The organism is Lactobacillus ultunensis DSM 16047 (genome assembly GCF_001436305.1).
In the GTDB taxonomy this organism is placed as follows: domain Bacteria; phylum Bacillota; class Bacilli; order Lactobacillales; family Lactobacillaceae; genus Lactobacillus; species Lactobacillus ultunensis.
Window position 1 is genome coordinate 1 of record NZ_AZFO01000015.1, and the last position, 20,250, is coordinate 20,250.

Genomic DNA, 20,250 nt, shown 5'->3' on the forward strand with positions numbered 1-20,250 from the left:
CTACTTGACAGGGAATGTATCAAAGTAAGCGCTTTTATCTTTTACAATTATTACTATCGTCTTATTTCAAACTAAAGTCAACAAAAGTTACTTATAAGATAATAATATTTATTTTTTACTCATTTTTTGTCCGCTATCTTAACATCTTAAAGTAAAACAAAAAAGCCTTGATGCCAATTGCATCAAGGCTTTAACCGACTTTAACTAAGCGCCATGATATTGAACTAAACTGTAAATATCAACATCAGGCAATTTCTCTCTACCCTTCAAATCAGGTAATTTAATGTAAAATGCTGCACCAACTAACTTACCGCCAAGGTTTTCAATTAATTCCTTAGAGGCTCTTAAGGTCCCAGCAGTAGCCATCAAGTCATCACAAACAACTACTCTTTGCCCTGGCTTAATAGCGTCTTTATGCATTTCCAGGCTGTTTGAACCGTATTCCAAATCATATGAAGCACGTTCAACTTCTCTAGGCAACTTATGAGGCTTTCTTGCTGGAACAAAACCAATGCCTAATTCAGTTGCAACAGGACAACCTACAATAAAGCCACGTGCTTCAGGACCAACAATAACGTCAGCATTCTTTTCCTTAGCATACTCTGCTAATTCATGTGTTGCTGCACGATATAAGTCGCCATCTTGCAAAATAGGTGTAATATCACGGAAGACAATTCCCTTGTTAGGAAAGTCCTTAACACTTGCGATATATTTACTAAAATCAATTGCCATAAGAAGAAAAACCTCCAAAAATCTTTGTGTTTGTATTCAAACACTTTTGACTTGTATATTTTACCAAATTTTTTAGCTAAAAGCATTGAAAACTTGATATTTATCTAATTATTCGCCACATTATTAACATACGTAATTAATTTTTGAGTAGGCATTGTTCTCAATTGATTTACAAACTTAATTTGAGAACTGGTAGCCATTAAATACTTGGAAGCTGTTAACGGCTGTTTTTTAGGATTATTTTCACCTACTAGTTTACCCTCATCTAATTTAACAAAACCCAATTCAAAGAAAACACGCAGAATAAACAAGACGCTATCATAATCTAAACCAATATATGGGGCAACCATTCGATAATCATCTGGACTAAGAGTCGGATGAGCATAAATATATTTCAGTACTTTGCTAAAATAGCTTTTAGCTGGAATTTGTTCAACTGGTAATTGATCAAGTAAAAAGCGTAAATATATCTGATGATAATTTTTCTCTAAGGCAGCGTTTAATTCAACCTGATTATGAGGTACATCAAGCAAAGCAACTGTTTCTCCTGATTGATCATAATCTTTTACTAAACTAATTTTATTATCACTAATTTGTAGACGATTACGTACAATTGGAATATTTTTCTTATCAAACAGCAAGTAACGATCGGCAAAGCCCATCACTAACTTTTCCTGTCTCAAATCTATTACCGGTGTTGGTACTGCTAATTTTGGTGAAGCAAATTCAATTCCTTCAATAATTCCTTGTAATGAAACTTGTTTACGAAAAGTATTTAAAGAGAGTTGTACAAAAACCTTTGATATAAACGGCAACAAATTGTTATTCAAGAAATCCTTATTAAAACCGATTACAGACAAGCTACCGCCATTTTTAGCAGCGGTGAATTTTACATGATTTTTATCTTTACCAATCTTATAAAATTGGGTAATTGTTGGATTAGAAATACTAAAAACAGGTTGTGCATCCCCTGTTCCAAAAGGCCCAACTTGATTAATCTTAGCCAAAGTCTGAGGCGAAAGATCTTTCATTGGTAATTCCATATCATATTTTCGACTTTCCAATCCGCCTTCAACATGGAAGCCTTGTTCAAGCTTTTCTCTTAACGGAGCTATTTTATCCTCCGTCATAGATAAACCACATGCAAAATCATGTCCGCCAAATTTGGTAAATAGATCATCTTTTAGCGGATTAAGCGCATCAAACAAGTTAAAACCATCAATAGATCGACCGGAACCTTTAATTTCGCCTTTCTTATTTTTAGTTAAAACAATTGTTGGCTTATGTGTTTTTTCTACAATTTTGTTAGCTACTAAACCGAGAACTCCTTCATGAAAATCTGGATTGTACAAAACAAGAGTATTTTGCTTCTGCCAGCTATTTTCTCGAATCAGCTGCATGCAGCGATCATAAACTTTAGTAGTTAACTCCTTTCGTTGGTTATTCAAGTCTTCAATTTGATCAGCAATTTTTTGTGCTTCAACATCGTCATCGCTAAGCAAAAGTTCAACTGCCAAATTTGCATTCGCTAGACGACCAACTGCATTTAAACGAGGAGCAATGTTAAAACCAACATCCGTTTCATTAATCGTCCCCATAGTTAAGCCAGCATTTTTAATTAAAGCTCTTAAACCAGGACGTTCAGTTTGATTCAGTACCTCTAAACCACGCTTAACAATTACATGGCCTTCGCCTGTAACTTTAACCATATCACCAATGGTCCCAATCATGGCTAAATCAAGAAGCTCTGGCATAGTATCTTGCATTAAACCACGGCAAATAGTATAAGCAACGCCAGCTCCACAGTAGTCATCAAAAGGATACTTTTGACCAGGATAATTACAGTGAACAATTGCACAAGCATCTGGCTTATTCTCTTGAAAAGTATGGTGATCCGTTACGATAGTGTCAACGCCATGGTCTTTGGCATATTTAACTTCATCAATCCCAGTAACACCATTATCTACAGTAATAATCAGCTTAGTGCCGTCAGCAACGATGTCCTTGTAACGATCAATATTAGGACCATAGCCGTCTTTAAAACGATCTGGTATAAAGTAATGCACATCAGCACCTAAAATGCTAAGAGTCTCTGTCATAATTGTTGTGGCAGTAATTCCATCCGCATCATAGTCACCATAGATAGTAATCTTTTCACCATTATCAATCGCCTGATTAATACGATCGATTGCTTTATCCATATCATGCATCAAAGACGGATCAGCTAAATTTTCTTCTGTTGCATTGAACCAAAAATCTAGCTTTTCATCTGTATTAATACCACGTAAAGCAAAAAGTTGAGCTGCAATTGGACTTAATTGATATTTTTCAACTAAATCTGATGACAATTCTTCAGCTTTATTCTGTTGCCATTTCATTACTGTAAAAACACCCTGCATTTCTTCATAAAAACTAAAAGGCACTCACAATGAGTGTCTTTATTGAAAAATCTATTTATAATTCTAACGCAAATTCATACCTGTTAAAAGATTGCTGATTATTTCAATTTGAAAACGCGCAGATTTTCATCGTTTGCTTTCGTAGTCTTAATTAGATTTCCACGAATCGCCCATCTATTAGCACCACCATCAGCACAAGTAATTAGGGTAACAATATTTTTCTTAGTATTGTTAACTAACCAAACTGCAGAAGGATCAACAATCTTCTTCATATAAATTCGATAGACATAGACCTTCTTCAAGTCAGTTAGATAGATTAATTCGCCTTTTTTAACGTCTTCAAGTGGAGAAAATAGAATTCCTTTAGCGGTCATATAGTGACCAGCGAGCGGATAATTGCCCTTGCCCATTACTTGGTTAGCACGCATTGTTCCACCACCAGTAGACATGGCATCATCAGACATCCCTAACATGACTGGCAGATACATGTTTACATCAGGAATAGCTAAAGCACCAATTGCACCTGAAGTTTTCTTAATTTGAGAACGAGTTGCCTGAGCAATGCCCATTGATTTGACCTTTGTAAAATCGTACATGCCCTTTTTCTTCTGATTTTGCTCAATTTGTTTTCGCGTCAAACCTGACAAAGCTGAAGTCTGATTATGACTAATCATTTGGTTGCCTATTTGTTTATTAAAAATAAGAGCAATTCCAACAATCAGAAGAATTATAGCTAGAACTCTGATTACAATTGTACTAACATTACTTCTCTGCTTTTTCTTAGCCATAATCTATTATCACTTACCTTTTATGTCATCATCATTCATCTTAAGCACTGCCATGAAAGCATCCTGTGGAACTTCTACTTTACCGACGGCCTTCATTCTCTTTTTACCGCGTTTCTGTTTTTCCAACAGCTTGGCACGACGATCAGGGTCCCCAGTATGGATCTTCCAAGTAACATCCTTACGATATGGCTTAATCGTAGCCCGTGAAATAATCTTGGCACCAATCGCACCTTGAATATCAACTTCAAAGTTCTGCCGTGGAATTAATTTTTTAAGCATCGAAGTCATCTGACGAGCACGCTCTTGAGCTTCACTTCTATGAGCAATAAAGCTCAATGCATCAATTGGTTCCTTATTAAGCAAAATATCAATCTTGACCAAATCAGTAGCACGATAGCCTGTTATTTCGTAATCGAGTGAAGCATACCCTTTAGTTGAGGACTTCAAATCATCAAAGAAGTCAAAAATAATTTCAGCTAATGGCATATTGTAAATTACATTTACACGGTATTTATCAAGATAATCCATCGTGACAAATTCGCCACGTTTACGTTGACAGAGTTCCATTACAGGACCAACGAAATCATTTGGCACCATAATTTCTGCTTTAACATAAGGTTCCTGAACTTCCTTGTACTCACCGGCATCTGGTAAATCAGATGGATTATCAATTACTTTCGTTGAACCATCATTCATAATTGCGTGATAGTCAACAGATGGAGCTGTCATAATTAAATCAAGATCAAATTCCTGCTCTAATCGTTCTTGAACAACATCCATGTGAAGCAAGCCTAAGAAACCGCAACGGAAACCAAAACCTAAAGCAGTTGAAGTTTCTGGTTCGAATTCCAAAGCAGCATCATTTAATTGCAACTTTTGCAGAGCTTCTTTTAAATCTTCATAATCACGGTTATCAACTGGATACATACCAGAGTAAACCATTGGTGGAATCTGACGGTAGCCTGGAAGTGGTTCTGCAGTTGGATTATCTGCTTGTGTAATCGTATCACCAACACGCGTTTCACGAACGGACTTAATATTGGCAGTAATATAACCAACATCTCCGGCAATCAGAATATCCTTCTTAATTGGATGAGGACTAGAAACACCGACTTCAGTAACTTCGTATTCCTTGCCAGTATTCATAATTTGAATTCGATCACCAGGCTTAACAGTTCCATCTTCAATTTTGACAGACATAACGACTCCACGATAGTCATCATATTTAGAGTCAAAAATCAGAGCCTTCAAAGGAGCAGTAATATCTCCGGCAGGAGCTGGAATATCTTTAACTACTTTCTCCAACATATCCTTAATGCCTTGACCAGTTTTTCCGGAAACTTCAGCAGCTTCTGAAGCATCCAAACCTAACATTTCTTCAATTTCTTCCTTGGTCTTAGGAATATCAGCAGATGGCAAGTCAATCTTGTTGATTACCGGTAAAATTGCCAAATCATCATCAATTGCTAAATAAGTATTGGCCAAAGTTTGTGCTTGAACACCTTGAGAAGCATCAACTACCATTAAAGCCCCTTCACAGGCTGCTAAAGAACGTGAAACTTCATAAGAAAAGTCTACGTGTCCTGGTGTATCGATTAAATGGAAAATATAATCCTCACCATCTTCAGCATGATATTTAACTTCAACGGAGTTCATCTTAATGGTAATCCCACGTTGACGTTCAAGTGGCATATCATCTAACATTTGATTTTTAAGCTGACGTTGACTAACTGTATCAGTCAACTCCAAAATTCTGTCAGCAATAGTTGATTTACCGTGGTCAATATGCGCCACGATAGCAAAATTTCGAATGTGTTTTTGATAGTCTTTTAATTTTTCTAAATCCATAAATAAATGCACCCTTTTATTTCTATCCTGTTAATTATAGCAAAGGAAGCGAATCTTATAAAATTATTGGACCAAAAAGTAAACAAGCACTTTTTATTTTGTAAATTGATGTAAGCGCTTGCTTATATTAACTAAAAACGTGTATACTGTTTTTTAGAAGATTAAAACTTCTGATGTCATAAGTAAAAAATTAGTTTGTAGAACTAGAGGCACAAAAATGAGTGAAGAAAATAGCTTACAAACAAGAGAATATTCTTTACCTTTCGGTAGAGAACACATGGCTGTTTTTGTATTAAAAGGCGACCGTGTAATTGACTGTGGTATTGGTAAAGTTACTGAATACCATTTTGAAAAGGAACTTAACTCCAACATCAAAGAAAAGATTGCTGAAGAATTACAAGAAAATTCCACTGACAACTTAATTGATGATTATCTGAGTATTTCTGAAAGTGGCTCAATGCAACAAGTTTACTGGCAATATTGGAAACGTGAATACTTAGACGAAAATGAAATGAACATTCACTTTGGTCACTCATGGTTACCAAACACTAATGATCAAACTGTTTTGATCATGAGCGTTGCTGAAAAAACTCGTCATTTGAACTTATACTTTATGGAGCAATTGCTTGAAACCCGTCGTGAAGAAGAAGAACTTCCTGACCAAACTGAAAAAGATTTGCACCATATGAAGCACATTTGCCAAGTTGCTCAAAGCTATGTAGATGGCGATGGTCGTCCATTGATCGACTATTTGAAGATGCGTGCCAGCGACAACCCTGACATTTTAAAGGAAGACAGGATTGTTAAGAGAGTTTTGAAGCACTTCTGGGGCTTCCAAGATGACCTTTATGCTAAACAAAAGGTACACCACACTATGTAATCAATTTAGAGTAAAAGAAATAGCGCATTGCTAATCATGCAGTGCGTTATTTTTGTAGTTTCTTTTGATTAAACGCATAAAAGATTGTAACACAGATAATTACAATACTAATACTGAAGATTACGAAACCTAACTTAAGGTTTAGGTTAAGCAAACGTGAGAAGATCGGAATCATGATAATGTTAAGCAGCGCTACCATCGCATCCCTCAAACTAGATATCTTCCCTTTCATCTCATTAGCAAAACTTACGTGAAGCTGAGTTTGAAAGAGTGATTGGGATGCGCCATTAAAAATGCCAATGATAAACATAAATGCAGTAGCTACGTAGACTGACCTAGTCAAAGTCAGACCAATAAATCCTACTGCTTGAAAAAATAAACCAGACCATGATATACGTGCAAAAGCAAATTTTTCAAAGATTAAATAGATGACAGTAAAATTTAACATTGCTCCTAAAGCAAAAGTTCCATCTAAAACAGTTAAATATACCGAATTCTTTAAGATCGCAGTAGCATATTTTATTTCCATCAAGTTAATAAATGCTACAATTACTGAATCAATTGAGGCAAAAAATACTAGTAAAAACAGCTTTTTGGAAATAAACAATGATTTAAGCAACTTAAACCAATCCGTATAGAGCTGTTTTAATCCTAAATTGTTGCTTGTTTCAGTCTGTCGTTCTCTTCTAAACTTTAGAAAGAACGTGCAAAAAACAGATGTAAAAAACGTAATTGCATCAATTACTAATGCCAATCTGGTCAGATTTAAAGCAATCAGAGGCGTAGCCAAGGCCACACCAAGCAGTTGCCCACTCTGATTAACCGAACTACGCAGTCCGTTCAACGAGAGTAAACGCAACTTGCCTCTTTGAATACTAGCTACAATTTTAAAATTGGCAGCTCTGAAGAACGGCATGATCAGATTTAACAGAATCATCGAAATCATTAGGATGGTCACAATGTCTCCTGCACCTAGAAAGATTACGCTCAGAATCAATATTATTCCGCGCAAGCTATCAGCAATTTCTGAGATAAGCTGCGGTCGTTTGATATCAGCAACATAACCTGCAACCAAATTTAACAAAAATGATGCTAAATTTTGAACGATTAATACTAAACCGAATGCAGATACAGATCCTGTTTTGTCATATAGTACTTTGGAAATGATTAAGGTGAATATTCCATCACCCAAATTAGAGATAAAGGTACCAAAGAGGTATAAATATGCAGATCGGGATGCATATTTTAATTTTGCTAGCATTTTCAATCACTACCATCTAGTTTAAACTTTACATATTTGTTATTGAATTCTTTTGCAAATTTGTGCTTCCTAATATTTCGATTTATAAATTTGATCTTAATTATACTCTTATTTTTATTTAAGTAAATATTCTTTATAGATTCACAACAAAAAGGCGTTGAAACTACAACTTGTAGCTTCAACGCCTCAATTTTTATATTTTTTAAACTCTATTCTCCACTTAATTTATCTTTAAGTCTTTCAAAAAAGCCTTTTTCTTGTGGAGTAATATTGCCACCACCATCGTGAACAAACTTAGTCAAATCTTCCTTCTGCTTATCATTGATATGCTTAGGAATCACAATGTTGATAGTCGTAATCTGATCACCATTACCATTACCACGAAGGTAAGGCACGCCTTGACCACGCAACGTAAATTTCTTATTAGGTTGCGTACCAGCTGGAATAGTCAATTTAACATCACCATGAACAGTCTTAATGGTAATTTCATCACCTAAAGTTGCTTGAGCAAATGAAATTGGCACTTCTGTATAAATATTTTGACCACGACGTTCAAAGTCTTTAGAAGGCTTAATCCGGTAATTAATGTAAAGATCACCATAAGGTCCACCGTTAATCCCGGCTTCACCTTGGCCTTGATAACGAAGTTGTTGACCATTATCAATTCCGGCTGGAATATCTACTTCAATAGTATTCTTTCGTTCAACAGTACCCTTGCCATGACAAGTTTTACATGGATGCTCGATAAGTACACCACGACCATGACACTTATCACAAGTAGTTTGACGACGAATCATTCCCAACATTGATCGTTGAGTAATTGTCATATAACCAGTACCATGACATTTATCACAAGTTACTGGGTGAGTACCCTTCTCGCAGCCATTGCCACCACAAGTTTCACAGGTCTCATCACGAGTATAGCTGACTTGCGTCTTCTTTCCCTTGATTGCATCCATGAAATCAATTGTCAAAGTATAATCCAAATCTTGTCCACGTTGTGGTGCAGTTGGATCAACTCTTTGTTGACGAGTACCTTGACCAAAAATGTCACCAAAGATATCACCAAAGTCGCCAAAACCTGACGTATCAAAACCGGCACCGCCAAAACCTTGACCAGCACCGCCACCAAAACCACCTTGGCCGTTTACACCAGCTGATCCAAATTGATCATACTGAGCACGCTTTTGCTTATCATGAAGAACTTCATAAGCTTCATTTACTTGCTTATACTTTTCTTCGGCACCAGGTGCGTGGTTTAAATCTGGGTGATACTTCTTGGCTAATTTACGATACGCCTTATTTATTTCTTGTTCACTCGCGTTACGATCAACGCCAAGCACTTTATAATAATCTTCTTGTGCCATTCACTGAACTCCTTATAGTTTTCAAAAGAAAAGAACTACTCAATGGGTAGTTCTCTTCTCCTTTTGTTTAATTATAAACCCATTACTTGTTTGGATCTACCTTGTGGAATTCACCATCTTGGGCACCACCGTTATTACCGTTGTTTGGGTTACCACCTTGAGGGCCTTGTGGGCCTGCTTGAGGTCCAGTTTGACCGGCTGCACCTTGTGCTCCACCATTTTGTTGGTAAAGCTTAACAGCTAAGTCTTGAGCAGCCTTGGACAAAGCATCTTTCTTTTCCTTCATTTCATCCAAGTTGTTATCCTTTTGAGCCTTCTTCAAAGCTTCAAGAGCATCTTCAACTGGCTTACGATCACTGTCTGAAAGCTTACCCTTAGTTTCCTTCAAAGTCTTGTCAGTGGTGAAGATTAATTGATCAACTTCGTTTCTAAGGTCTGCTTCTTCCTTACGCTTCTTATCTTCGTCAGCGTGTTCTTCAGCATCCTTTTGCATACGTTTGATTTCTTCATCTGACAAACCGGATGAACTCTTAATGGTAATCTTTTGTTCCTTACCAGTACCCATATCCTTAGCAGATACATTTACGATACCGTTCTTATCAATATCGAAGGTAACTTGAATTTGAGGAACACCACGTGGTGCAGGTGGAATATCAGTTAATTCAAATCGACCAAGAGTCTTGTCATCTGCAGCCATTGGACGTTCACCTTGCAATACGTGAACATCTACGGCTGGTTGGTTATCTGCAGCAGTTGAGAAGATTTGACTCTTTGAGGTTGGAATAGTAGTGTTTCTATCAATTAACTTAGTAAAGACACCACCCATGGTTTCAATACCAAGTGACAATGGAGTAACATCAAGTAAAACGATATCCTTAACGTCACCTGAAATAACACCACCTTGAATAGCAGCACCTAAGGCAACAGCTTCATCTGGGTTGATTGAGTGGTCTGGTTCCTTACCAGCCCATTCCTTTACTGCCTTTTGAACAGCAGGAATACGAGTTGAACCACCGTTTAAGATAACTTTATCAATATCGTTAACAGTAAGACCAGCATCCTTTAAAGCATTATCAAATGGAACCTTAGTCTTGTCAACTAAGTCACTAGTCAATTCATCAAACTTAGCACGAGTTAAGTCAGCTTCAAGGTGAAGTGGACCACTTTCGCCAGCAGAAATGAATGGAAGTGAAATATGAGTAGTAGATACGCCTGATAAGTCTTTCTTAGCCTTTTCAGCAGCATCCTTTAATCTTTGCATTGCCATCTTGTCTTTAGACAAGTCAACGCCATTTTCATCCTTGAAGTTCTTAATAAGCCAATCCATGATCCGCTTATCGAAGTCATCACCACCAAGGTGAGTATCACCGTTAGTTGACAATACTTGGAAGACACCGTCACCTAATTGAAGTACGGAAACATCGAAAGTACCACCACCAAGGTCGTAAACCAATACTTTTTCATCTTGGTCTTTGTTCAAACCAAAGGCTAAAGCTGAAGCAGTAGGTTCGTTGATGATTCTCTTAACGTTTAAGCCGGCAATCTTACCAGCATCCTTAGTAGCTTGACGTTGAGCGTCGTTGAAGTAAGCAGGAACAGTAATAACTGCATCTGTAACTTTTTCACCTAAGTAGTCTTCTGAGAATTTCTTAATGTATTGTAAAATGAATGCTGAAATTTCTTGAGGTGTGTAACTCTTGTCACCAACTTTAACCTTGTAATCAGCTTCACCCATGTGACGCTTAATTGAAACGATAGTGTTTGGGTTGGTAATAGCTTGACGCTTTGCAACTTCACCAACTTGAATTTCGCCATCTTTAAAGGCAACTACAGATGGAGTAGTACGGTTACCTTCTGGGTTAGTAATAATCTTTGGTTCTTTACCTTCAAGAACTGCAACTGCTGAGTTAGTAGTTCCGAGGTCAATACCAATAACTTTTGACATGTATAAACTTCCTCTCTTATTGAGCAACTACAACCATAGCTGGTCTTAGTGTCCGATCTTTATATTGATATCCTTTTTGTAAAACCTGAACAACGTGATCTTTTTGATCATCATTCTCAGCTGCCACTGTTTGAACAGCTTGATGCAATGTCGGATCAAATTTAACGCCTTCAGCCTCAATCTCAACAATACCGTGATCTTTCAGAGCCTTATTCAGTGAATCAAGGGTCATTTGAACACCTTTCTTCAACTGTTTAGACACATCATCATCGGCTTTAACGCTTAAAGCTCTTTCCAAATTGTCCATTGCAGGCAAAATGTCTTTTGCTAAGCTTTGAGATTCGTATTTGATAAGTTGCGCTCTTTCTTTAGAATAACGATTTTGCATATTTTGGATTTCTGCTTCGCTACGCAAATATTTATCTTCAAGATCTTTATTCTTCTCTTTTAAGTCAGCTAATTCTTTAGCTAACTTTTGATCTTGATCATCTTTTTTATTTTCTTTACCCTTCACTGTCTCTTTCTTGACAGTTTTTTCAGGTTTAGAAGTGTTTTCTTTTTTATCTAAATCTTTTTCGCTAGGAAACTCTTCTTTACTCACGGCTAGCCTCCTCTATTGAAATTTACCGTAATAATCAAGCAACTTCTTAGCTAATTCATTTCTGAAATATTCAAGAAGTCCAATCATTTGTGAATACGGCATATTTGTTGGCCCAAGTAAAGCGATTGTTCCTTTACCATGGGAGCCGACGCTATATTCAGCAGTCAGCAAACTATAATTCTTTAATAAATCATTAGGCAATTCTGATCCTAATTTAACTTTGACTGGATACTTTTCAGTCTTTGGATCGGCCCTTGCATCCATCAAATTAGAAAACAGATTGTCACGATCAATCAACTCATACAGAGAACGAATATCGTTCACATTATGCTCAGACGTATTGTTTAACAAATTAATTTGTCCATCAACATACATCTGCTCACTAGCAGCATCTTTTAAGACATCCTCCACCAAACTTAAAAGCTCAGTAACATGTTCACTGCCTAGCTCTGTCTTGGCTAACTCATCTAATAATGATATATTGATCTCTTTTAAACTCTTGCCAACCAATTGATCATTGATCATGCGAACTGCTTTTTCAATTTCTTCACCATGAATATTATGTGGCAAAGCATAGATTTGATTTTGGACATTACCATTACTAGTTACTAAGATTGCCATTATTTGTCTTTCAGATAAAGGAACAATCCTAAAACCAGTAACTTTAACATCTTGACTTTCAGGTCCCTCTGCAAAAGCAGTATAGTTAGTCAAATCAGACAAGATGCGTGCTGCTTCTTGTACGATTTCGTTTACTTGATGGAAAGGTCGATTCAATTGACTGCCAATCGTGGTATAAACGGACTCTGGTAATTGCAACGGCTCAACTAAGTTATCTAGATAATAACGATATCCGTCACTTGAAGGAATTCTACCACTAGAAGAGTGCGTCTTTTCAATTAAGCCTTGATCCTCTAGTACAGCCATTTCATTACGAATTGTTGCACTCGATACCTTAATTGGCAACTGTTTCATTACCGTTTTTGAGCCAACGGGCTCATGCGTTTTTGTAAAGTCCGTAATTATTGTTTTTAAAATAAGCTCTTGACGTTCGGTCAACATATTATCGCCCTCACTTTTAGCACTCATATCTCTTAGGTGCTAACAGATTCTATTATACTAAAAATTAGCAATAATGCAACCCGAGTGCTAACTTATTTTAAACTTTTTGTAGTTTTATTCTCTGCTTAGCAACTTGCTGAATAAAGTATTGATCATGCTCTATTAATAGCATGGCAGGCTGCTTTTCTTTTAGAAGCTTAATTAATTGATCTTGATTAAAAACGTCTAAGTAGTTTGCAGGTTCATCCCATAAATACAAATTTGCTGGTTCAACTAAAGACTTTGCTAGTGCTACCCGTTTCTGCTGACCCATACTCATTTCTTCAATTTTTGTTGCAAAGCTTTCTCTTGGAAAACCCATTTTTTTCAAGTTATTGAGCAGTTCTTCATACGAAATCTTTTGCTTCTCGGCAAACTCTTTCAAGGTACCACTATATTCTGTAAAGTCTTGTGGCAGGTACGAAATCCTCAAACCATTAGCTAACTCTGACTTACCTTTATAAGAAATATCAGTAGTTTGACCTAGCAGAAATTTTAAAAACGTTGACTTACCAGATCCATTTTTACCTTCAAGTGAAACTACGCCATGATTCTCAACCTGAAGATTTAAATCTTTAAACAATTCTTTACCCTGAATACTCAAAGATAAATGCCGGGTTTCAAGCAAAGTTTGATGATAATTTGGATCAAAATTCATCGTCAAATCTGGTACATCCTCGATGTTAGTCATCAATCCTTTTTTGGCTTCGATATTTTTATTAAGTCTGTGCTCAATATTTTTAGCACGTCTCATATCATTGGCGGCTATTTTTGTTACATCAAATCGTAAAGAATGAAAAGCTCGGTGATTAATTTTTCCCTTAAATTTTCGAGCACTATTTTTGGTGCTTTCAGACCTTTCCGCAAACATTAGGTTCTTCTGCAGTGAATCATTCAACCTGCGAACCTCATTCTTTAGTTTTTCATTCTTTTCACGGTTAAACTCATCACGCTTGTTCTTTGTACCCTCATAACTAGCGTAGTTACCTTGATACAAATGAATCTCAGTATTTTCAATTGCCAAAATATGATCAGTCACTTCATTCAAGAAATCACGATCATGACTAACTACGATATAGCCTTTATCATGCTTTTTCAGATAATCTGCAACTTGCTTTCGGCTATCTTCATCCAAATGGTTCGTTGGCTCATCAATCAGTGGAAATACATCCCTATCAGTAAATGATAAAGCTAACAATACTTTAGTTTGCTCACCACCACTTAAAGTTTCAAACGGTTGCCAAAGCAGATCTGGATCGGTATTCATCAAATTCAGTTCTCGTTCAAGCTCCCATTCTTCAAAGTTAGCTTGCTCTTGTAACTCATATAAAGTAATATTCTCAGGATTCTTAATCTGAAGAGGAAAATATGAAAAAGTCAGTTTACTCTGAATTTTTCCTAAACCCGTTAACTTACCTCTTAACAAATTTAAGAAAGTAGTTTTGCCCCTTCCGTTTCTACCAACTAGTCCTAATTTCCATGTACTGTCTAAGTTCAAATTTAAATTGTTGAAAATATTAAAACTTGCATCGTCATATTTAAAGGAAAGATTAGTAATCTTAATGTTGCTCATCAAATCACCTCACGCAAAAAGAGAGCCCACACTTTTGTCCCAGCATAGACTCTCCTCTTATTTTCTTATAAATATGAAAAAAAAGGATAAACCGTCCACGTCTAATCTTGACAAAAGTGCATAGTAACTCCCTCATAAAAAAGAGAAATTATTAAACTATGCTTCATTTTGCAAGATTAAAGACGCAACGGACATCCTTCTTTCTAAACGTAAATTTCAATTGATGTTTTAAATATATCATCTAATTTGCTAGTTTGCAACTTCTTGATCAAAATAAGCCTTAATTTCAGTCTTATCTTTCATTAATTGATCTTTTAATTCATCAAGACTATCAAACTTGACCTCACCACGTGTATATTTATACCATTTTATTTTCATAGGCTTACCATATACATCTTGATTAAAATCAAACAAATTTGACTCAATATAAATTTTATCTGGTTGGCCAATCGTGACATTATAACCAACACTTGTCATTGACTCATACCACTTACCATCAATTTCAGTTTTAGTAGCATAAACCCCAATCTTAGGAATCACTTTATGTTCTGCCCATATGAGGTTAGCTGTTGGAAAACCAAGCTTATGACCATTACGTTTACCATGTCCAATGGTTCCACTCATCACATAATGATGACCCATCAACTCATAAGCTAATTCCATCTTGCCATCTTTGATTGCTTGCCGTATTTCAGTAGACCCGATTTTTTTACCTTCAAAAATTTGCTTAGGCATCATCACAATGTCAAATCTACCTTTTGCAAAATCAGGTAAATGTTCCATATTAGCAATCTCTTTAGGGCCATAAGTATAATCAAAACCTGCGACAACTGTGTCAGCATTTAGTTTGACAATTACATTATCAACAAAATCTTGTGCCCCAATAGAACTAAATTTTTTAGTAAAAGGCATCACTGCTAAATAATCGACACCTAACTCTGTCATTTTATCGGCTTTTTCTTCAAGGGTTTCTAAATATTTAAAATTCTTCTTATCCTCATAAATTTCTTTAGGATGTCGATCAAAAGTCATAACTACCAAAGGTAAATTCTTCTGTTCCGCTATTTCTTTAGCACGTCGAACTAATCTTTGATGACCTAAATGAACACCATCAAAGAAACCTAAAGCCAGCACAATTTTAGATGACAAAATATTTTCTTTAACTGGGTAAGTTAAATGAACGATTTTCACAACTAATTCCTTCGTTTCAATTATTCATTTTGAAGCAACATCAAACTTGGGCAATAAAGCTTCCCTTTATTCTCATAAATTGCCTTAACTTTTTTATTGTACCTTAATGCGACCTTTTTAGCATCTGTTTCTAAGGAAATCCATGCTCCATTTTTAACTTTTAGCCATTTTCCTTCAGATAAATCAATTGTTTCATAATCTTTGAAAAAAGCATCAATAGGTTGAATCAACTTTTCAGCTTCTTCAGGATGTTCTTCGATCTCGTTAAGTTTTACTGCTTGTGAAAGATCGAAACCAGAACTTGCTGTTCGTCTTAGATAAGTCATAACAGCAGGAACATTTATTTTTTCACCAAGGTCGTTCACTAAAGATCTCACATAAGTGCCTTTACTGCATTTGATTTTGAAGTCAAAGCGCTCTTGACCATTTTCTGGATCAAATTGTGGCTCATTAACTAAATCATATGCATAAATATCTACTACACGTTTTGGCCGCTCCACAGAAATTCCCTCACGTGCATACTCATATAGATGCTTACCATTAACTTTAACAGCCGAATAGATAGGTGGTACCTGTTCAATTTTTCCTTTAAACGTAGACATACTAGCTTGAATTTCTTGAGCGGAAAAAGGTTGATTTAGTTTTTGCTCTCTTAAAATTGTTCCAGAAGTATCATATGAATCTGTAGCATAACCCAACAGACCTGATCCCTGATACTCTTTAGGGCGCTTATGCATCATTTCAATCAATTTAGTTGCTTGGCCTATTGCAATTGGTAAAACTCCAGTAACTTCTGGATCTAAAGTACCTGCATGACCCATTTTTTTAATATGAAGTGCTTTTCGTAAATGATAAACTACATCAGCACTAGTCATGCCTTTATCCTTATCAATAACTAAAATTCCATTTAACATAAATAATCCTATCTGTATTTCAACAAAAAAAGCGCCTTACGGCGCTTCTTTTACTTACTTGCCCGTTCTGCATCTTGTTTCTTAACTTCTGCAATTAAACGGTCAATCTTGCTACCATATTTAACTGAATTATCACGCTTAAAAATAAGTTCAGGAACTTTATAAACAGTCAAAGTTTGTCCAAGCAAATGACGCATCATGCCTTTTGCTTTTTCAAGACCTTCTTCAACTTCTTTTTCCTTCTCTGCGTCTTCAGTCAATAAACTATAGTAGACAGTTGCATATGACAGATCATTCGTACATTCTACAGCAGTGATTGTAACTTCACTTAAACGAGGATCGCGAATGTTCTTTTGCAAAATTTTGGTTAATTCACGAAGGATTTCTCCTTCTACACGACCAATTCTATGCTTCATGTTTTCCTCCTAAAAATTATTACTTAGGTTCAACTTGTTGCATTTCATAAACTTCGAATTCGTCGCCGACTTTAATATCGTTGTAATCCTTAATAGTTAAACCACAATCGTTACCTTGCTTAACTTCCTTGACATCATCCTTAAATCTCTTCAATGATGCAATTTCGCCATCGTACTTAACAATACCGTCACGGATAACTCTAATCTTAGAATCATTCTTAACGACACCCTTGTCTACGAATGAACCGGCAATAGTACCAACCTTTGAAACCTTCCAAGTTTCACGAACAGTAAGGTTACCGATAACCTTTTCTTCATAAGTTGGTTCAAGCATACCCTTCATAGCTGCAGTTACGTCATCAATAGCTTTGTAGATGATACTGTAAAGACGAATATCTACGCCTTCAGTTTCAGCTTGACTCTTAGCAGTTGCAGTTGGGCGAACATTGAAACCGATAATAAATGCATTTGAAGCACCAGCTAAGGTAACATCTGATTCATTAATGGCACCTACACCAGAGTGAATAATATTTACACGAACGCCCTCAACTTCGATCTTTTCAAGTGATTGTTGTAAGGCTTCAACAGAACCTTGAACATCAGCTTTAAGAACAATGTCAACTTCCTTCATGTTTTCCTTCTTCATAGTATCGAAGAGGTTATCAAGAGTTACATGTTGAACATTCTCACGAGACTTTTGCAAAGCTTGTTGAGCTCTAGCTTCACCAACACTTCTAGCTGTCTTTTCATCCTTAAATTCAACCAACTTATCTGCTGATTCTGGGACATCATTCAAACCAGTAATTTCAACAGGTTCTGATGGTGTAGCTTTCTTAACTTGACGACCACGATCGTTAGTCATAGTACGTACACGACCGAATGTATCACCAACAACAATTGGATCACCAATATTCAAAGTACCTTGTTGGATCAAAACGTCGGCAACAGGTCCACGTCCACGTGATAAGCGAGCTTCAATTACAGTACCAATAGCCATTTCAGTTGGGTTGGCTTTAAGTTCCATCACATCGGCTTGAAGCAAAATCATTTGTAACAAATCATCCACATTTTGTCCAGTCTTAGCTGAAATATTAACGTAAATGGTGTCACCACCGTAATCTTCTGGAATTAAGTTGTACTTCATTAATTCTTCGGTTACGTGTTGTGGGTTAGCACCCGGCTTATCAATCTTGTTAATAGCTACAATAATTGGCACCTTGGCACTCTTGGCATGATCAATAGCTTCAACAGTCTGAGGCATTACACCATCGTCTGCAGCAACAACTAAGACAACAATATCAGTGATCTCAGCACCACGAGCACGCATGTTTGAAAAGGCTGCGTGTCCTGGAGTATCTAAGAAAGTAATTAAGCGATTATCCAAACGAACTTGGTAGGCACCGATCTTCTGAGTAATACCACCAGCTTCATGAGCTGAAACATGAGTATGACGAAGACGATCAAGCAAAGTAGTTTTACCGTGGTCAACGTGTCCCATAATAGTAACAACTGGTGGACGTTTAACTTGGTTCTTAGACTTCTTTGATGCTTCCATTCTCTTGTTGTAAAGAGTATCAATATCAGAGATATCTTCATGAACCTTTTGCTTAGCATCAATATTGTATTCTGCAGCCAAAAGTTCAATTGTGTCTTTATCCAAAGATTGGTTTTGATTAGTCATTACACCAAGCATGAATAATTTCTTCACAATTTCAGCTGGTTCTCTATGAAGAAGCTTACCAAGATCTTGAGCATTCATACCTTCTTCATAAACTAACACATCTGGTAATGGACGTTCCTTACGCTTGGTTGGTTGCTTCTTTGGCTTTTGTTCTTGTTGACGCTTCTTATTCTTACGACGTTTTCTTTCAGAACGATCAGAATGTTCATTATGACCATTAAAGAATTGGTTCTTACCCTTACGACCAGGTTTACCCATGTTTCTGCCGCGACCATTTCCACGTTTCTCATCTTTTGGAGCTTCAGGAATAGTTACCTTAGCAGCAACTCGTTCATTAGCTGAAGGTTGGCTCTTCTTTAAACGAGCTGGAGATGGTTTGAGAATCTTAGGACCAATAACTTTCTTTTCCACTGGTTCTGATTTTTTCTTAGTACTTTCTTTAGTTGGTTTCTTCTTATTCTTCACTGCTTGTTCTTGTTTTGGATGTTTCAATTGTTCGTGATATTCTTTTTTAGCTTTTTGAGCCTCACGATTTAATTGGCCCTCTTCAGCACGTTGCTTTTGCTTGAATTGCTGCAACAAAGCAGCTGCCTTTGGCTTACCCGAATTATTTTTATGATTGCGTTCATTCTTCTTTTCACGATTGCGATCATTACGACGTTTATTATTGCGTTTTCTTGCCTTCTTTGGGGCAGCATTATCTTCTTGTTTCTTTTCATTCTTACGAATTGAAGAAACTGAGATCTTAATCTTACTATTCTTTTTAGCGGGAGCGGAGTTTTGGAAACTGCTCTTTAACTTTGTAACCTGTGAATCATCTATTGATGACATATGATTTTTCACATCAAAGCCCAAATCCTTTGCTTTTTGGACTACAACTTTATTATCGACGCCAACTTCTTTTGCGACTTCATAAATTCTTTTCTTTGCCATCCAATCACACTCCTTCATTTATTCTTTTAACTAACGCTTTGGTAAAACCAGCATCAGTTAATCCTAAAACTTTTCGCTTTTTGCCAATTGCTTGAGACAATTCAGCAGCAGAAAACGAGTTTATTATCGGAATACTATTTTTTCTGGCTACACGATCAACTTTTTCAGCAGTATTATCATGAATATCACTGGCCATGATGATCGCTTTAATTTTTCGTCTATTAAGGTTATTAATTACAGTTTCTGCACCAGTTGTTAATTTACCAGCGCGCTCTGCTAAACCTAACAAATTAATTGCTTTTTGTCTATTCTGCAATCTTATTTATCACCAAATAATTCTTTTCTTGCTTTTTGATGATCAACATAAGTATAAAGCTCATCGTAAAAACTGTCTGGAACCTTTGCACCTAAGCTACGGTCCAACACATGTTTTTCTTTAGCAGCTTCAATCTTTGTTGGATCTAATGAAACATATGCACCTCGTCCTGCTTTTTTACCAGTAGGATCAACAGATACATTCTTTTCCTTATCAATCACAATACGTACCAATTCCTTTTTTGGCTGCATTGTATCGGTCAATAAATCCTTCCGCATTGGGATTTTTCTTTTTTTCAAAAAAT

17 protein-coding genes are annotated in these 20,250 nt (G+C 36.4%); 1 reads left to right on the forward strand and 16 read right to left on the reverse strand.

Annotated features, from left to right (window positions below):
• Positions 1-204 precede the first annotated feature (204 nt).
• From FC57_RS05565 to lepA, 4 genes are all read right to left on the reverse strand, one after another.
• Entirely contained in the window at positions 205-732 is a 528-nt protein-coding gene (locus FC57_RS05565; protein WP_007126298.1) for an adenine phosphoribosyltransferase, read from the reverse strand.
• Between the two features lie 104 nt (positions 733-836).
• Positions 837-3,110 carry a single-stranded-DNA-specific exonuclease RecJ gene (gene recJ, locus FC57_RS05570; RefSeq protein ID WP_040529865.1) on the reverse strand — a complete coding sequence of 758 codons (2,274 nt, stop codon included), beginning with the start codon at positions 3,108-3,110 and terminating at the stop codon, positions 837-839.
• A gap of 119 nt (positions 3,111-3,229) precedes the next feature.
• On the reverse strand, positions 3,230-3,919 hold the full coding sequence (locus tag FC57_RS05575; protein WP_007126300.1) for a class A sortase: 690 nt from the start codon (positions 3,917-3,919) through the stop codon (positions 3,230-3,232).
• A gap of 9 nt (positions 3,920-3,928) precedes the next feature.
• Positions 3,929-5,767, reverse strand: coding sequence for a translation elongation factor 4 (gene lepA / locus FC57_RS05580; protein ID WP_007126301.1), 1,839 nt, complete (start codon positions 5,765-5,767; stop codon positions 3,929-3,931).
• A gap of 217 nt (positions 5,768-5,984) precedes the next feature.
• On the opposite strand from lepA, the gene FC57_RS05585 reads away from it, so the two are divergent.
• Positions 5,985-6,647, forward strand: a complete 663-nt coding sequence (locus FC57_RS05585) for a hypothetical protein (RefSeq protein WP_007126302.1) — start codon at positions 5,985-5,987, stop codon at positions 6,645-6,647.
• 46 nt (positions 6,648-6,693) lie between these two features.
• Here FC57_RS05585 and FC57_RS05590 read toward each other — a convergent pair whose 3' ends face one another.
• The 12 genes from FC57_RS05590 to rnpM all read right to left on the reverse strand — a co-directional run bounded on the left by FC57_RS05590 (position 6,694) and on the right by rnpM (position 20,245).
• Positions 6,694-7,908, reverse strand: a complete 1,215-nt coding sequence (locus FC57_RS05590; protein WP_007126303.1) for an MFS transporter — start codon at positions 7,906-7,908, stop codon at positions 6,694-6,696.
• Positions 7,909-8,117: 209 nt separating this feature from the next.
• Positions 8,118-9,275, reverse strand: a complete 1,158-nt coding sequence (gene dnaJ / locus FC57_RS05600; protein WP_007126304.1) for a molecular chaperone DnaJ — start codon at positions 9,273-9,275, stop codon at positions 8,118-8,120.
• Between the two features lie 82 nt (positions 9,276-9,357).
• The gene (gene dnaK / locus FC57_RS05605) at positions 9,358-11,220 is read right to left on the reverse strand and encodes a molecular chaperone DnaK (protein ID WP_007126305.1); all 1,863 of its coding nucleotides are present in this window, start codon (positions 11,218-11,220) and stop codon (positions 9,358-9,360) included.
• 16 nt (positions 11,221-11,236) lie between these two features.
• A complete protein-coding gene (grpE, locus tag FC57_RS05610; RefSeq protein ID WP_007126306.1) occupies positions 11,237-11,821 on the reverse strand; it encodes a nucleotide exchange factor GrpE in 585 nt (194 codons plus the stop codon).
• 12 nt (positions 11,822-11,833) lie between these two features.
• Positions 11,834-12,883, reverse strand: a complete 1,050-nt coding sequence (gene hrcA, locus FC57_RS05615) for a heat-inducible transcriptional repressor HrcA (protein WP_040529716.1) — start codon at positions 12,881-12,883, stop codon at positions 11,834-11,836.
• A gap of 97 nt (positions 12,884-12,980) precedes the next feature.
• A complete protein-coding gene (gene abc-f / locus FC57_RS05620) occupies positions 12,981-14,495 on the reverse strand; it encodes a ribosomal protection-like ABC-F family protein (protein ID WP_007126308.1) in 1,515 nt (504 codons plus the stop codon).
• A gap of 249 nt (positions 14,496-14,744) precedes the next feature.
• Positions 14,745-15,686 carry a riboflavin biosynthesis protein RibF gene (gene ribF / locus FC57_RS05625; protein WP_007126309.1) on the reverse strand — a complete coding sequence of 314 codons (942 nt, stop codon included), beginning with the start codon at positions 15,684-15,686 and terminating at the stop codon, positions 14,745-14,747.
• Between the two features lie 20 nt (positions 15,687-15,706).
• Positions 15,707-16,600 (reverse strand): tRNA pseudouridine(55) synthase TruB, encoded by an 894-nt coding sequence (truB, locus tag FC57_RS05630; RefSeq protein WP_007126310.1) that lies wholly within the window; start codon positions 16,598-16,600, stop codon positions 15,707-15,709.
• 50 nt (positions 16,601-16,650) lie between these two features.
• Positions 16,651-17,016, reverse strand: coding sequence for a ribosome-binding factor A (locus tag FC57_RS05635; protein ID WP_007126311.1), 366 nt, complete (start codon positions 17,014-17,016; stop codon positions 16,651-16,653).
• Positions 17,017-17,035: 19 nt separating this feature from the next.
• Positions 17,036-19,630, reverse strand: coding sequence for a translation initiation factor IF-2 (gene infB, locus FC57_RS05640; protein WP_040529717.1), 2,595 nt, complete (start codon positions 19,628-19,630; stop codon positions 17,036-17,038).
• A gap of 4 nt (positions 19,631-19,634) precedes the next feature.
• Entirely contained in the window at positions 19,635-19,946 is a 312-nt protein-coding gene (locus FC57_RS05645; protein ID WP_007126313.1) for a L7Ae/L30e/S12e/Gadd45 family ribosomal protein, read from the reverse strand.
• A 2-nt stretch (positions 19,947-19,948) separates the two neighbouring features.
• Positions 19,949-20,245 carry an RNase P modulator RnpM gene (gene rnpM / locus FC57_RS05650; RefSeq protein WP_148449498.1) on the reverse strand — a complete coding sequence of 99 codons (297 nt, stop codon included), beginning with the start codon at positions 20,243-20,245 and terminating at the stop codon, positions 19,949-19,951.
• Positions 20,246-20,250: the final 5 nt, after the last annotated feature.